This is a genomic window from Yersinia nurmii (assembly GCF_001112925.1).
Taxonomy (GTDB): domain Bacteria; phylum Pseudomonadota; class Gammaproteobacteria; order Enterobacterales; family Enterobacteriaceae; genus Yersinia; species Yersinia nurmii.
The window spans coordinates 84,655-98,486 of the sequence record NZ_CPYD01000003.1; the positions used below are offsets into that span (position 1 = coordinate 84,655).

A 13,832-nucleotide genomic window follows, 5' to 3' on the forward strand; every position below is an offset into this window, starting at 1 on the left:
CAACGTTACTTAAAACCTCGGAGCTCAATTCGGTAACCCTTGTAAGCTAAATCCGTCGCAGCGTCAAACTTAGAAGCCCCCAATCACACAAAAAGTTGTAGAACATCATCAAGAATAGACCCTTTTTATCTATTGCCTACCCAAGCGCGCTAAGTGTTAATTAATCGTGGTGTGATGAAAATGACCAACTCCCGCCTGCTCTGCGCGTTGGCATCCTGTTTAAACAAATTGCCCAGCAGAGGAATATTGGACAAAACCGGCACTTTATTTGCACCCTGAGTATTTTTTTGCTGAAAGATACCACCCAGAACAATCGTTTCACCGTCATGAACGGTAATTTGCGTCTTAATTTCCTGTTTATCGATCGCCAGTGCCTCACCTTCACCGCGTTTAATCGCCATTCCGGGCATATTCTGGCTAATTTTTAATTTCAGAGTAATTTTTCCCCCAGCCAAAATTCTCGGTGTGACTTCCATTCCTAATACGGCTTCCTTAAATTCAACCGTGGTTCCCCCATTTTTGCCATTAGCGACATGATAAGGAATATCAGTACCTTGTTTGATGCTGGCGGTTTGCTGATGAGAAGTCAGCAGCCGTGGGCTGGCAATGATTTCCACCTGGTTTTCTTGCTCCAAAGCGCTTAGCTCCAGATCCAACAACCGGCCACTAATACGCGCCACGTGGAATCCGGCGGTCAATGCGCTGTTTTGAATAGGTAAACCGACGTTAAAATTATTGATTCTGAGTGGGGAGCTTTGGCCCTCACTGGCAGGTAACCCCCAGCGAACGCCCAGTTCATGCAGGCTTTCACTGCCAATGGTGACGATATGGGCAGCAAGTTGCACCTGCTGTAGTGGCGAATCCAATTCTGCCAGCCAGGACTTCATAACTTCAATTGATTCCGCGGTATCACGAATCAGCAATCTATTGGTTCGTTTATCCGCCATCACCCGCCCCTGATCGGATAGTAATCCGCCCTGCCCGTTATTCAGACTGGCGGCAACATCCTCCACGCTGGCATGCTGCAAGATATGCGAATAATTGCTGAGTAAATCAGGTTCCACTGTTTTTCTGGCCTGAGCCGCAGCTTCGTCAACCATTAACCTTTCTGAAGCTTCCTGTCTGGTCATTACCAACAAAACATTCCCTTCCTGCTCAGCAACCAGATTCCCCATTCGCATGACGGTTTTTAACGCCTGCGACCATGGAACTTTTTCCAAGCGTAAACTCAGGCTACCGCCGACGCTGGCGGACGTCACCAGATTCATATTTTGATAATCGGCTAGGGCTTGCAATATAACGGGTACCGGAGCCTGCTGAAATGTCAGAGAAACCGAGGACTCGCCAGCTTCACTGCGTGTTAATACGCAGAGGATAAATAGCAAGGATAACCCCGCCCAACGCAAAAATGTTATAAAATACAACGTGGTTAAGCAAAATATGGGTAAATACATAAGCAAACATCCTTTTAATGCCGTTGTTTCATCCTTTATTACCCGGCTCCATTAGAAACCAAGATACCGGCGGTGATATCATCTTGCAGGAACCGTCCATTCCGCTGTAACTCATATTGATTTGCCGCAGTCCAATGTGCGCTACGCGCCAGTTACTCTGAATAAATTCGCCTTCAGCCAAACGGCGCCATTCACCATTCGATTTTTCCAACCAGACACGATATTCACCCGGTGCACCAACTATCCCTCGCAGTGACCATTGGCTCATGGCTGCATCAGCACTCTCTCGGCAGGAAAGCGTGATTACCGGTTGGAACGGATTACGGAGTGGAGCAAACTCAGAAGTGGCTCGACTGACCGCCATCCTTGACGCTATTACCATCATCGACATTATTAAGAGTAAGTTTTTCTGACCGTTCCTTGTCATTCTCATCCTCCTCACGCTGGCCTCTCAACCTCAGTCTGAGATTTAATCCCGGCGTTTCCGCAGTAATATGTAAATGCTCTATCACAAACGGTGGATAAAGAGCGTTGAGGCTCCCCAGCAAGTGAATGGCTCCAGAGTAATCCATACTGAGAAGCCCCTCCCATTGCGATACTCCTGCCTTATTTTTGTTTTTTACCTCTATCTGTTGCCATCGTAATACCTGGCCACCGCTCGCAAGCATCCACTCTCCAATATGGCTGATTAAAGATTTAGTCGGGTTTTTAGCCATCTTTAGTTGCTGATGCAAATGCCACGCATCAAGCTGCTGTCCAAGCTGATCCAGCGTGGGCATCTGGGCTATTTCCTGTTGCCGCTGCATCAACACAATTCTTTTCTTTTCAATGTATTCTCTATCATTGCCCCTGAGCAGCAGCTCCGGTCTGATGAGCACGGCGTAGAGCGTAAAACCGATAAATAAGGTTGTAATAATTAACCAGAGATAAAGCACTACCCCAGGTTGACTCATCCAGCGTAGATAATAATTATTCATCGACCAGACTCCCCGAAACCCAGCGAACCTTGATCGCAAAACCACCATTGTTTTCTCGTTGCTGTATATCGTGAACCTGCGCGTTCTCCCAATGGCCTGCGGGTTTCTCCTTTGTCCCCGCTAATTTTTCATATAGCTGACCAATTGCCGGATAGTCACGACAGATGGCATCAAAATCTGTCATTTTTTGGTCATGTACTAATTGTGTAATCCAACAATCTGTCGGCATGGATTGAGACAGAGTATTCAACAGCACGAGATAATACTGAGTTCGACGGGAGATTTGCCTATCACGGTGGTGATGGTTTTTGAGTTTTTGTAACTCAGTCACCCGTTTTTGAATTCGTTGATACAACGAGTCCAGCGCGGCTTGACGATGGGATAATCTGCCGATCTCCGCCCCACGCTCAACCCTTTCATAACGCAACAAAAAAGTGATACACGCCAATATCAAAGCTGTCATTGCTAAATGTCCTAACAGCAAATTTCGCCATAAACGATAGCGTGCCTGCTGTCGGCTAACGCGCCAGGGTAAAAAGTTAACCTGATACATCGATGTCCTCCGGGCGAATCGCTAACCCTCCCGCTAAAGTAAAAGCTCCGGGCAATATAGGAAGTGGTGGCTGTTGTTGCCTAAAAGCAATAAAAGGAGACCAGGGGAGCGTATTCTCGGGGATAGGTTCATCACCAATGCTACTGTAATAAACGCCCAAAGCGGGGCCACCGGCTGGCGGGTTTAATCGATGTAATTCCACCAAAATATCTGTGGTATTACCTCCCTCCTGCGCCGTAATCAAACCATAGCGAAAAGGCATATCCACAGAGGTAGCCCATAACCATTCCCGCTCAATACGATGAAGTAATAGATGTCGAGGCGGTAATTTGGCGGCTACGGCCATATAACGAAGCGCGCAAGGTGAAATATCAATCGCCTCAGGCATGAAGTTTGCCTGCTGCAGGCAATCCTGCCAGCGAGAAATATCCTGCTGGCGAGCTGCAGTGATTAACAACTGCCGTTCATCGGCGCTATTTGTGCGGTAATCCAGCGCCAGAGTTTGGCTACTCAAAGGAAACTGCCGAGCGGCGGCGTTATAAATAAACTGGCTGCGCTCAGGTTCTCTCAGCCGTTTATCCGGGCGAGGAAAGCTTTGCTGTAATATGCGCTGAACCGGCAAGGCAATACGTAAAGAAATATGTCTTGGTAATTGCCGGCGTAAATGCGAAAGCAACTCGCTCAGCGCCTCTAAATGTTGTAAATTCCCATTCAGTAAAACGCCGTCCGGTAATGGCTGTTGCCACCAATGGCGCAGTTGCCAGCCATATCGTCGCCTCAATACCGCTAACGCCCGGACGCAGTTCATTTGAATATCCAGCCCAACCTGCCATATTTTCTGTGCGCACATCTTCATCGACCTCCATATCGAGAGAGCATAAAAGAACGTATCCACGGTGCATGGCTTGCCTTTATACTACGGCGCGGTTGTTTATAAACTGCCCAAATGACATTGAATGGGAAATCTCAGGTGAAGTTCGTAAAGTATTTTTTGATCCTTACGGTGTGTTGCATTTTACTGGGAGCAGCCTCGATATTTGGCCTGTACAAATATATTGAGCCTCAGCTACCCGACGTTGCCACGCTGAAAGACGTCCGGTTACAAACACCGATGCTGGTGTATAGCGCCGATGGCGAATTGATCGCCCAATTTGGTGAGAAACGCCGAATTCCTCTGTCTTTAAAGCAAATTCCGCCTGAAATGGTGCATGCCTTTATTGCGACGGAAGACAGCCGTTTCTATGAGCACCACGGCGTTGATCCGGTCGGTATATTGCGTGCCGCTTCCATCGCTTTAGTTTCTGGCCGTGCCTCTCAGGGGGCTAGTACCATCACCCAACAACTAGCAAGAAACTTCTTCCTTAGCCCAGAACGGACTTTGATGCGTAAAATCAAAGAGGCCTTTCTGGCCGTTCGTATTGAGCAGTTACTGACTAAGGATGAAATTCTTGAGCTGTATCTGAACAAAATTTACCTTGGTTACCGCGCCTATGGAGTCGGCGCTGCGGCACAGGTGTATTTTGGCAAAGAAGTCAATCAGTTAACTCTGAGCGAAATTGCCATGATCGCCGGTTTGCCGAAGGCACCGTCGACCTTTAATCCGCTTTATTCGCACGATCGTGCCGTATCGCGTCGCAATGTGGTGTTATCCCGCATGCTGGATGAGAAATACATTACTCAGGCGCAATACGATCAAGCACGCAGTGAACCTCTAGTCGCTAATTATCATGCGCCAGAAATCGCCTTCTCAGCACCTTATCTGGCTGAAATGGTGCGTCAGGAAATGATCAAACGTTATGGCGAAAATGCCTATACCGATGGTTATCAGGTTTACACCACTATCACCAAAAAACTCCAGTTAGCCGCCGTGGATTCTCTACGATCCAACGTTTTGGCCTACGATATGCGCCACGGTTATCGCGGCCCGTCAAACGTGCTGTGGAAAGTGGGTGAAGCCGCCTGGACGCAGCAACAGATTGTCGACTCGTTAAAAACCCTACCGGTTTACGGCCCACTGCGCCCTGCTGTCGTGACTCAGGCGACGCCTGAACAGGCGACAGCTATGTTAGCCGACGGCAGCAGCGTCACGTTGCCAATGGCCGGGATGCGTTGGGCGCGGGCGTTTAAATCCGATACAGCTCAAGGCCCTACGCCAAAACGTGTGACTGATGTAGTGCAAGCTGGACAACAAATCTGGGTGCGTCAGGTAGGCGATGTCTGGTGGCTGGCACAGGTGCCGGACGTGAACTCCGCATTGGTTTCTATCGATCCCAACAATGGCGCAATTAAAGCGTTGGTTGGCGGTTTTGACTTTAACCAAAGCAAGTTTAACCGTGCAACTCAGGCATTACGTCAGGTTGGTTCGAATATTAAACCGTTCCTGTATACCGCTGCGATGGATAAAGGCTTAACGCTGGCGACCATTCTCAACGATTTGCCGATTACTCGTTGGGATGCCGGTGCAGGCACTGACTGGCGGCCGAAAAACTCCCCGCCGAGCTACGATGGTCCAATCCGCTTACGTCAAGGCTTAGGTCAATCGAAAAACGTCGTTATGGTGCGAGCCATGCGCGCCATGGGCGTCGATTATGCTGCGGAATATCTGCAACGTTTTGGTTTCCCTGCGCAGAATATCGTACACTCCGAGTCGTTAGCGCTGGGTTCAGCGTCCTTTACACCATTGCAGGTAGCGCGCGGTTACGCGGTGATGGCAAACGGTGGTTATTTGGTTGACCCTTACTTCATCACCAAAATCACCGATGAAGCCAATAATGTCCTGTTCGAAGCCAAACCGAAGATTGTGTGTAATGACTGCAATCTGCCAGTTATTTACGGCGATACGCAGCGTTCTGTGGTGCTTTCTGACGACAACGTAGAGAACGTGGCAACCTCGCAGAATAATACCGCAAGTACCGTTCCGATGCCGGAGCTAGAGCAGGTTTCGCCGTCTCAGGTTAAACAAGATAGCAACCAGCAGTATGCTCCGCACGTTATTAGTACTCCCCTGGCGTTCCTGATTAAAGATGCGATGAATACCAACATCTTCGGCGAACCGGGTTGGATGGGAACCGGCTGGCGCGCGGGTCGCGATCTGAAACGACACGATATTGGCGGTAAAACCGGTACGACGAACAGCTCGAAAGATGCCTGGTTCTCTGGTTATGGCCCGGATACCGTGACGTCAGTGTGGATCGGCTTTGATGACCATCGCCGTAACCTCGGTCGCAGTACTGCTTCTGGCGCTATTCCAGACCAGATCGCCGGTGGTGAAGGTGGAGCGAAAACCGCTCAGCCTGCGTGGAATGATTTCATGAAAGTCGCGCTGGAAGGTATCCCAGAACAGAAAACAACGCCGCCTGCAGGCGTGGTTACCGTGGTTATCGATAAACGTACCGGCAAGCTGTCTGACGGCGGTCCAGGTAGCCGACCTGAGTACTTTATCGAAGGAACACAGCCGACGGAGCACGCAGTTCAAGAAGTGGGTACGACGCTCATGGACAACGGCCAGAGCCAAGAATTGTTCTAGTCGGGAGCAACGCTAACCGGAAACGGTTTTAACGGTATTCGCGAATAAAAAACCGGCCAGCTTTCAGAATTGGCCGGTTTTTTTCATTCAAAAATAGAAAGTTAACGTGAAAGAGTAGAATTAAAGAAGGCCTGAGCGAGGAATAACGCGCTCACATTACGCGCCTCATTAAAATCAGGATCTTTCAGCAACTCCATCATATTCGCAATCGGCCAGCGCACCTGAGGCAAAGGTTCCGGCTCATCTCCTTCCAGACTTTGCGGGTACAAATCTCGTGCGACGACAATATTCATTTTGCTAGAAAAGTAAGATGGGGCCATCGTCAGCTTGGTCAGATAATCAAAACGCTTTGCACCAAAGCCAACTTCCTCCATCAATTCACGGTTCGCCGCATCCAGAACATCTTCCCCCGGATCGATTAACCCTTTGGGGAACCCCAACTCATAGGATTCAATTCCCACGGCATATTCGCGAATCAACAACAGATCGTGACCGATAATCGGCACGATCATAACCGCCTCGCGATTTGAGGGGCGCATTCGTTCGTAAAGACGACGGACTCCGTTACTAAACTCAAGATCGACCGCCTCTACGTTGAATAACCGGGAGCGGGCAACCGTTTCGACGTTAAGAATTTTAGGTTTTTGCAGGTGTTTCATGATAGCCCCGAATGAATAGCTCACCTCTAATATGACGTTTTATTAGGGCGTACCAGCCTGCCAAAATGTGCTTCAGGCCAATCTTTTCCTGTCCAGAATAATGCTAACGTCTTGGGTGCAGGGATAGTTATAAAACTTGATCACATTGTGCGTTAATGAGAACCTTTATCGCAACGCCGTTAGATATAATTTACCTGTTTTTAACATGACAATCGGTTTAGTCAAAATTTAGTCGGTTAAAAACTGGCCTATTTAGGCAGCAAAAACGTTAAAATATGAAGATGAAAATAGGAATATGCTGATATTACCCGCGTATTACGCCTGTTATCTTTGTCGCCTAACAGGCCGTTGAAGAGCCCCTACACCAGATTATATCGCTGAGCAGAATGCCGCTATACTCGCTCACGAAATAACTCTTCCGTATGCCTCGACACGATTTTTATGCATAATATGCATTCTTTCATAGAGTTAACGAGGTTGGGTAGCACTCGGATGGGGATGGGATGAGCACAATAGTGTTGATATTGGCCTTACTCTTGACCAGCCTTATCGCTGTTGGATTGCTATGGTGGTTCAAATATCACCGAACCTCTACCGTTCCCGCGGCGCTCTCGTTTGTAAAACCCACGCATCGTACCCTTACGCCTGAAGAACGCGTCGCAGTCGAAAATTATCTGCTTAATCAATCCGAAAATGGCGCCTTCAAAGCGCTGCCGGGTCTAGATTCACATCTGGATCAAGGGCATTCGTCTTCGTCTAACGGGCTGGCGTTGATTCCGGAAAGCGATAATGTCTATGCCGTAACCCGGGCGATTACCCGCTACGGCGTGGCTAGCGATGAACCGAATAAATGGCGTTACTACCTTGATGCCACCGAAGTGCATTTACCGCCGTTCTGGGAACAATTCATCGCACAGGATAATTACGTCGAAGTCATTCAGACAAAAACTATCCCATTGGTGATCTCTTTAAATGGCCACTCACTTAAAGATCACACGTTGGAAGCCCCAACACCGCGAGTCACCCAATCTGCGCCACAAAATGCGTCTATCCGCAAAGAAGACAGCGAACACGTTGCCTTGGTCAATATTCGCAAGGAAACACCGGAAGAACATGCGATTTATGGGCCTACCGGCCTGAAAGAAGCGGCGACCATCTGTTTGGCTTTGCTGCTTCTATTCCTCAGTTTGATTAGCCCTGGGGTAGTATTGCCATGGTTGATTCTTGTCGCGATCGCCCTGCTTTCTTGGGCCTGCTGGAATTTATTCCGGCCACTTTCGGAGTCTGATTTAAAGGAAGTTCATTGCCTGAGTGGTACACCTAAGCGTTGGGGATTATTTGGCGAGTCCAATCAAGGGCAGATGAATAACATCTCTCTGGGTATTATCGACCTGATTTATCCGCCCCACTGGCAGGCTTATTTCGCCCACGATCTGGGTAAAAAAACCAACGTTGATATTTATCTAAATCGGCAGGTCGTCCGTCAGGGACGCTATTTATCCCTGCATGATGAAATGAAAAATTTCCCGTTGCAACGCTGGGGCAAAAACCTGACGTTAATGTTAGGTTCATTAGCGATTCTGATATTGCTGGTCGTTTATGTCCCGCTCGGTCTGCCGCTAAAACTCAGCATGGCGTGGATTCAGGGTGCGCAAAGCCAGCAGGTTACTAGCGTACAGGCTTTGGAAAAGATGCCGCTTCGCATTGGCGATATGCTGAAAGCTCAGGGAACGGGTATGTGCTATGTGCCGCCTAACGCTCTCGGCCCGCATAATTTTGCTTTTACGCCTTTCGATTGCTCCAGCATTTACTGGAATACCGCATCTCCGCTGCCACAGCCTGAGTCAGAGACTATTGAAAAAGCCGCTGCGCTGCTGGCGACGATCAATCAGCAGTTGCACCCGCAAGACAGCAGCGATCCTAACGTTAACCCACAGTTAGCGACCGCGATTGAAAAGTCCGGGATGATTCTGTTGAATAACTTTTCAGACATTGTGTTAAAAACCAAAGAGTTATGCAAAGGCGAAGCCGATTGTGTGCGTCTGAAAAATGCTTTGGTCAATTTGGGCAACGCCAAAAATTGGGCGGCGCTCACCAAAAAAGCACAGTCTGGCGCGCTCAAAGGCATGAACGTGCTATTACGTCCGGTCAGTGCCGATGCGTTGGAAAGTTTGGTGAATACCGCTACCTCTTCCTTCGTTTACCGCGAAACTCAACTGGCTACTGAGGCATTAAATAGCCCGCCGCCGGGCGGTTTCCTGATTACCAGCGATGAAGGCAAACAGCTAGTCAGCCATCCTATTCCTGCCGTCCCGCTGTTTGATTACAGTGCGCTAGAGCAGTGGCGGGAACTTCAGCGGCTCTCTGGTTTGCTGTTGAATACGCCGTTTAAAGCTGAAGGCGTCATCACTAACATTACCGTGGATGCCAACGGTACGCGTCATATTGCTCTGCATAGCGAACCGGACGTCATCACACTCAGCCGCTATTTAAGCACCAGCCTGTTGTTATTCGCCTTGATTATTTGCCTAGCCGTCAACGGTTATCTGGTAATTAAGCGCATGCGCCAAAATCGCACCCGCATGGAAGATATTCAGCGCTATTATGATAGCTGCTTTAGCACTCACCTTACCGCTACGCCTTATCTTCGCTAAGCGCCAGAATCCGCCTGCGCAGCATCAGCCACGCGCAGACCTTGTCATTTTGGTATGCTAGGCTAAATGTTATCTGCAAAATCTTCCGTCGCTGTTCCCTCTCAAACAGCCAGAACGCCTGCTTATTTTATTGGAGTGACCATGCCACTGAATGTTAACTGGCAAAATATTGATACCGTATTATTGGATATGGACGGTACTTTGCTGGATCTGGAGTTCGACAGCTATTTCTGGCTAAAATTGGTGCCTGAAACGCTAAGCCAGCAGCGGAATATCCCTTTGGAGCAGGCCAAGACAATCATTAACGATGAATACCACGCGGTGCAGCACACCATGAACTGGTACTGCTTCGATTACTGGTGCCAACGGCTAGATCTGGATATTTATGCCATGACGACACAGGTCGGATCGCGCGCCAGTTTGCGGCAGGATACACTGCCGTTTTTGCAGGAATTACGCGATTCTGGGCGGAAAACCATTTTACTGACCAACGCTCACCCCCACAGCCTGAAGACTAAAGTTCAGCATACCGGTCTGGATCAGCACCTTGATTTATTACTTTCCACCCATACATTTGGTTATCCGAAAGAAGATCAGCGTTTGTGGCAGGCCGTGGCTCAACATATCGATTTTGACCCCGCCAGAACTTTATTCGTGGATGACAGCGAAGCCATTTTGGACGCGGCAAAAACCTTTGGTATCCGTTACTGTTTGGGCGTTGAAAACCCTGATTCAAGCTGCGCGGGCAAAGTGTTTCAAAGCCATCCCGCCATCAGCGACTATCGCCAACTGTTGCCAGCCATTCGGCACCACAGCGCGGCTTAGCAGACAGGAGATTCTGTGAAAGAAAAATCGGTTCCCGATGACGCCGTTCGTTTGGATAAATGGCTATGGGCTGCGCGTTTTTACAAAACCCGCGCAATGGCCAGAGATATGATTGATGGCGGTAAAGTTCATTACAACGGCCAGCGGGGGAAACCCAGTAAACTGGTTGAATTGAATGCGGAAATTCGGTTGCGGCAGGGGAATGACGAGCGCACGGTTCGAATTCTGTCCATACACAGCCAGCGGCGCGGTGCGGCGGAAGCACAGGCAATGTATGAAGAAACGGAAGCCAGTATCGCCAATCGGGAGAAAGTGGCTCAGGCGCGTAAACTCAACGCTCTAACCATGCCTCATCCGGATCGACGGCCGGATAAAAAAGAGCGTCGTAACCTGATCAAATTTAAATACGGCGAGTCGGAATAACCGGCTGCCTTTAAGAGAGAAAACTATGTCTAATCACGACCAATTACACCGCTATCTATTCAACCATCATGCGGTACGCGGCGAGCTGGTAACCGTTAATGAAACTTATCAACAGATTATCGCGAACCATGATTACCCAGCGCCGGTTAAAAAGCTGTTGGGTGAACTGTTGGTCGCGACCAGCCTGTTGACCGCAACTCTGAAATTTGACGGTGATATCACCGTACAGCTGCAGGGCGATGGCCCGCTGACTCTGGCCGTAATCAATGGCAACAACCAGCAGGAACTACGCGGGGTGGCTCGGACCAACGGCGAAATTGCCGAAGACAGCTCACTGAAGCAAATGATTGGTAATGGTTATATGGTCATTACCATTACGCCAGCTAAAGGTGAACGTTATCAGGGCGTTGTTGGCTTGGAAGGCGACACTCTGGCCGAATGTCTGGAAAGCTATTTCATGCAGTCCGAACAGCTACCGACTCGCCTGTTTATCCGTACCGGCGACGTCGAAGGTAAAGCGGCGGCAGCGGGTATGCTGTTGCAGGTTCTGCCTGCCGAAGAACGAAATGAAGACGAATTCGACCATTTGGCGCAGCTGACAACCACTATCAAGGCGGAAGAACTGTTCACTCTGCCAGCCAATGAAGTGCTGTATCGCCTGTATCATCAGGAAGAAGTGACTATCTATGATCCGCAGAATGTCAGCTTCCGTTGCACCTGTTCCCGTGAGCGTTGCATGGACGCTTTAGTAACTCTGCCAGTTGAAGAAGTGCAGGAAATGCTCGAGCAGGATGGTCAGATTGATATGCACTGTGAATATTGTGGCACTCACCATATATTTGACGCTGTAGATATCGCCAATTTGCTCAGCGGAAACAGCCCGTCTAACGATCACATCCATTAATTATTCTGTTCTTTCCGGGCACATTTCCCGTGCCCGGTGACTCCTGCCGTTTCACGCTTGCTATAATTCGTGTGCTATCTCTCATAACCTAGCTAAAAATAGGTCATTTATTAAAATCTTTGATAGCAATCGCTGTTAATCGAGACTGAGGATTTACAATCGGTGGCATAAAAATAAGACGACCCTAGGAGTTAGACATGAGTGTTAAAGGAATCACCCCGCAAGAGCTCGCCAATTATGGCATCCATAATGTAAGCGAGATTGTTTACAACCCTAGTTATGAGCTTTTATTTCAGGAAGAAACCAAGCCTGATCTGCAAGGCTATGAGCGCGGGACTGTCACCAATTTAGGCGCTGTCGCCGTTGATACTGGCATTTTTACCGGCCGCTCCCCGAAAGATAAATACATCGTTCGCGACGCCATCACTCAAGATACCGTGTGGTGGGCCGATCAGGGCAAAGGTAAGAATGATAATAAACCGCTGAGTCAGGAAACCTGGACCCAGTTGAAAGGGCTGGTTACCGAACAATTATCCGGTAAACGTCTGTTTGTGGTTGATACTTTCTGCGGTGCTAACGCTGATACTCGTTTGAAAGTGCGTTTTATTACCGAGGTTGCGTGGCAGGCACACTTCGTGAAAAACATGTTTATCCGCCCTACCGATGAAGAACTGGTCAATTTTGAGCCTGATTTTATCGTGATGAACGGCGCTAAATGTACGAACCCGAACTGGAAAGAGCAGGGTCTTAACTCCGAAAACTTCGTGGCATTCAACCTGACCGAACGCATGCAGCTGATTGGCGGTACCTGGTACGGCGGCGAGATGAAGAAAGGTATGTTCTCAATGATGAACTACCTGCTGCCGCTGAAAGGCATTGCGTCCATGCACTGCTCTGCCAATGTGGGCGAGAAAGGCGATGTAGCGATCTTCTTCGGTCTGTCTGGCACCGGCAAAACCACCCTATCTACCGATCCTAAGCGTAAACTCATCGGCGATGATGAACACGGCTGGGATGATGACGGCGTATTTAACTTTGAAGGCGGCTGCTACGCCAAAACCATCAAACTTTCCGAAGAAGCAGAGCCCGATATTTATCACGCGATTAAGCGAGATGCTCTGCTGGAAAACGTCATGGTACTGGCCGATGGTACCGTTGATTTTAACGATGGATCGAAAACGGAAAATACGCGAGTTTCCTACCCGATTTACCATATCGAAAACATCGTTAAGCCTGTATCCAAAGCTGGCCACGCAACCAAGGTCATTTTCCTGACCGCCGATGCGTTTGGTGTTTTACCACCGGTATCTCGTTTAACCGCCGATCAAACCCAGTATCACTTCCTGTCTGGCTTTACCGCCAAGCTGGCCGGTACCGAACGCGGCGTAACAGAACCGACGCCAACCTTCTCTGCCTGCTTTGGCGCGGCTTTCCTGTCACTGCATCCAACTCAGTATGCCGAAGTACTGGTAAAACGCATGCAGGCAGCGGGCGCTCAGGCCTATCTGGTTAACACCGGCTGGAATGGCACAGGTAAACGTATCTCGATTAAGGATACGCGTGGGATTATCGATGCCATCCTGAATGGCGATATTGATAAAGCTGAAACATTCACCTTACCAATCTTTAATCTGACGGTACCGACGGCGTTGCCGGGCGTGAATCCAGCGATTCTGGACCCGCGTCAAACCTACGGCAGTCTTGAGCAGTGGCAGGAAAAAGCTGAAGATCTTGCAAAACGCTTCGTGACCAACTTCGATAAGTATACCGATACGCCAGCTGGCGCAGCTTTAGTCAGCGCCGGGCCAAAAATCTAATCTGTTTTACTTATGCAAAAGGGCACGATATTCGTGCCCT

Annotated in this window: 12 protein-coding genes; 6 read left to right on the forward strand and 6 right to left on the reverse strand. The window is 49.1% G+C overall.

Annotation, left to right across the window (positions count from 1 at the left end; translation table 11 throughout):
* Positions 1-149: 149 nt before the first annotated feature.
* From hofQ to pilM, 5 genes are read right to left on the reverse strand one after another with little or no spacing between them, the layout of a single operon-like run.
* Positions 150-1,454 carry a DNA uptake porin HofQ gene (hofQ, locus tag AD970_RS05220; protein WP_049597266.1) on the reverse strand — a complete coding sequence of 435 codons (1,305 nt, stop codon included), beginning with the start codon at positions 1,452-1,454 and terminating at the stop codon, positions 150-152.
* Positions 1,455-1,482: 28 nt separating this feature from the next.
* Positions 1,483-1,818: a DNA utilization family protein gene (locus AD970_RS05225; RefSeq protein ID WP_049597267.1), complete on the reverse strand. Its 336-nt coding sequence runs from the start codon at positions 1,816-1,818 to the stop codon at positions 1,483-1,485.
* Positions 1,793-2,431, reverse strand: a complete 639-nt coding sequence (locus AD970_RS05230; protein ID WP_049597268.1) for a hypothetical protein — start codon at positions 2,429-2,431, stop codon at positions 1,793-1,795. Before AD970_RS05230 ends, AD970_RS05225 begins: the two co-directional genes overlap by 26 nt.
* Positions 2,424-2,984 carry a PilN domain-containing protein gene (locus AD970_RS05235; RefSeq protein ID WP_049597269.1) on the reverse strand — a complete coding sequence of 187 codons (561 nt, stop codon included), beginning with the start codon at positions 2,982-2,984 and terminating at the stop codon, positions 2,424-2,426. Before AD970_RS05235 ends, AD970_RS05230 begins: the two co-directional genes overlap by 8 nt.
* The gene (gene pilM, locus AD970_RS05240; RefSeq protein ID WP_049597270.1) at positions 2,971-3,834 is read right to left on the reverse strand and encodes a type IV pilus biogenesis protein PilM; all 864 of its coding nucleotides are present in this window, start codon (positions 3,832-3,834) and stop codon (positions 2,971-2,973) included. The genes AD970_RS05235 and pilM overlap by 14 nt, the downstream gene beginning before the upstream one ends.
* A gap of 120 nt (positions 3,835-3,954) precedes the next feature.
* On the opposite strand from pilM, the gene mrcA reads away from it, so the two are divergent.
* A complete protein-coding gene (mrcA, locus tag AD970_RS05245; RefSeq protein ID WP_049597460.1) occupies positions 3,955-6,510 on the forward strand; it encodes a peptidoglycan glycosyltransferase/peptidoglycan DD-transpeptidase MrcA in 2,556 nt (851 codons plus the stop codon).
* A gap of 101 nt (positions 6,511-6,611) precedes the next feature.
* On the opposite strand, the gene nudE is transcribed toward mrcA, so the two are convergent.
* Entirely contained in the window at positions 6,612-7,169 is a 558-nt protein-coding gene (gene nudE, locus AD970_RS05250; RefSeq protein WP_209429061.1) for an ADP compounds hydrolase NudE, read from the reverse strand.
* Between the two features lie 503 nt (positions 7,170-7,672).
* Between nudE and AD970_RS05255 the strand changes: the two genes are divergently transcribed.
* The 5 genes from AD970_RS05255 to pckA all read left to right on the forward strand — a co-directional run bounded on the left by AD970_RS05255 (position 7,673) and on the right by pckA (position 13,792).
* Complete coding sequence (locus AD970_RS05255) at positions 7,673-9,823, forward strand: intracellular growth attenuator family protein (RefSeq protein ID WP_049597271.1); 2,151 nt, start codon at positions 7,673-7,675, stop codon at positions 9,821-9,823.
* A 141-nt stretch (positions 9,824-9,964) separates the two neighbouring features.
* Positions 9,965-10,648: a GMP/IMP nucleotidase gene (yrfG, locus tag AD970_RS05260; RefSeq protein WP_049597272.1), complete on the forward strand. Its 684-nt coding sequence runs from the start codon at positions 9,965-9,967 to the stop codon at positions 10,646-10,648.
* 15 nt (positions 10,649-10,663) lie between these two features.
* Positions 10,664-11,071: a ribosome-associated heat shock protein Hsp15 gene (gene hslR / locus AD970_RS05265; RefSeq protein WP_049597273.1), complete on the forward strand. Its 408-nt coding sequence runs from the start codon at positions 10,664-10,666 to the stop codon at positions 11,069-11,071.
* 25 nt (positions 11,072-11,096) lie between these two features.
* Positions 11,097-11,975, forward strand: coding sequence for an Hsp33 family molecular chaperone HslO (gene hslO / locus AD970_RS05270; RefSeq protein ID WP_049597274.1), 879 nt, complete (start codon positions 11,097-11,099; stop codon positions 11,973-11,975).
* A gap of 197 nt (positions 11,976-12,172) precedes the next feature.
* A complete protein-coding gene (pckA, locus tag AD970_RS05275) occupies positions 12,173-13,792 on the forward strand; it encodes a phosphoenolpyruvate carboxykinase (ATP) (RefSeq protein ID WP_049597275.1) in 1,620 nt (539 codons plus the stop codon).
* The last annotated feature ends 40 nt before the right edge of the window (positions 13,793-13,832 follow it).

Coding starts and splice junctions, on each gene's coding strand:
- AD970_RS05235 (WP_049597269.1), bottom strand. CDS start 2,984: ATGTATCAGGTTAACTTTTTACCCTGGCGCGTTAGCCGACAGCAGGCA.
- hslO (WP_049597274.1), top strand. CDS start 11,097: ATGTCTAATCACGACCAATTACACCGCTATCTATTCAACCATCATGCG.
- pckA (WP_049597275.1), top strand. CDS start 12,173: ATGAGTGTTAAAGGAATCACCCCGCAAGAGCTCGCCAATTATGGCATC.
- AD970_RS05225 (WP_049597267.1), bottom strand. CDS start 1,818: ATGGCGGTCAGTCGAGCCACTTCTGAGTTTGCTCCACTCCGTAATCCG.
- AD970_RS05230 (WP_049597268.1), bottom strand. CDS start 2,431: ATGAATAATTATTATCTACGCTGGATGAGTCAACCTGGGGTAGTGCTT.
- yrfG (WP_049597272.1), top strand. CDS start 9,965: ATGCCACTGAATGTTAACTGGCAAAATATTGATACCGTATTATTGGAT.
- AD970_RS05255 (WP_049597271.1), top strand. CDS start 7,673: ATGAGCACAATAGTGTTGATATTGGCCTTACTCTTGACCAGCCTTATC.
- hofQ (WP_049597266.1), bottom strand. CDS start 1,454: ATGTATTTACCCATATTTTGCTTAACCACGTTGTATTTTATAACATTT.
- nudE (WP_209429061.1), bottom strand. CDS start 7,169: ATGAAACACCTGCAAAAACCTAAAATTCTTAACGTCGAAACGGTTGCC.
- pilM (WP_049597270.1), bottom strand. CDS start 3,834: ATGTGCGCACAGAAAATATGGCAGGTTGGGCTGGATATTCAAATGAAC.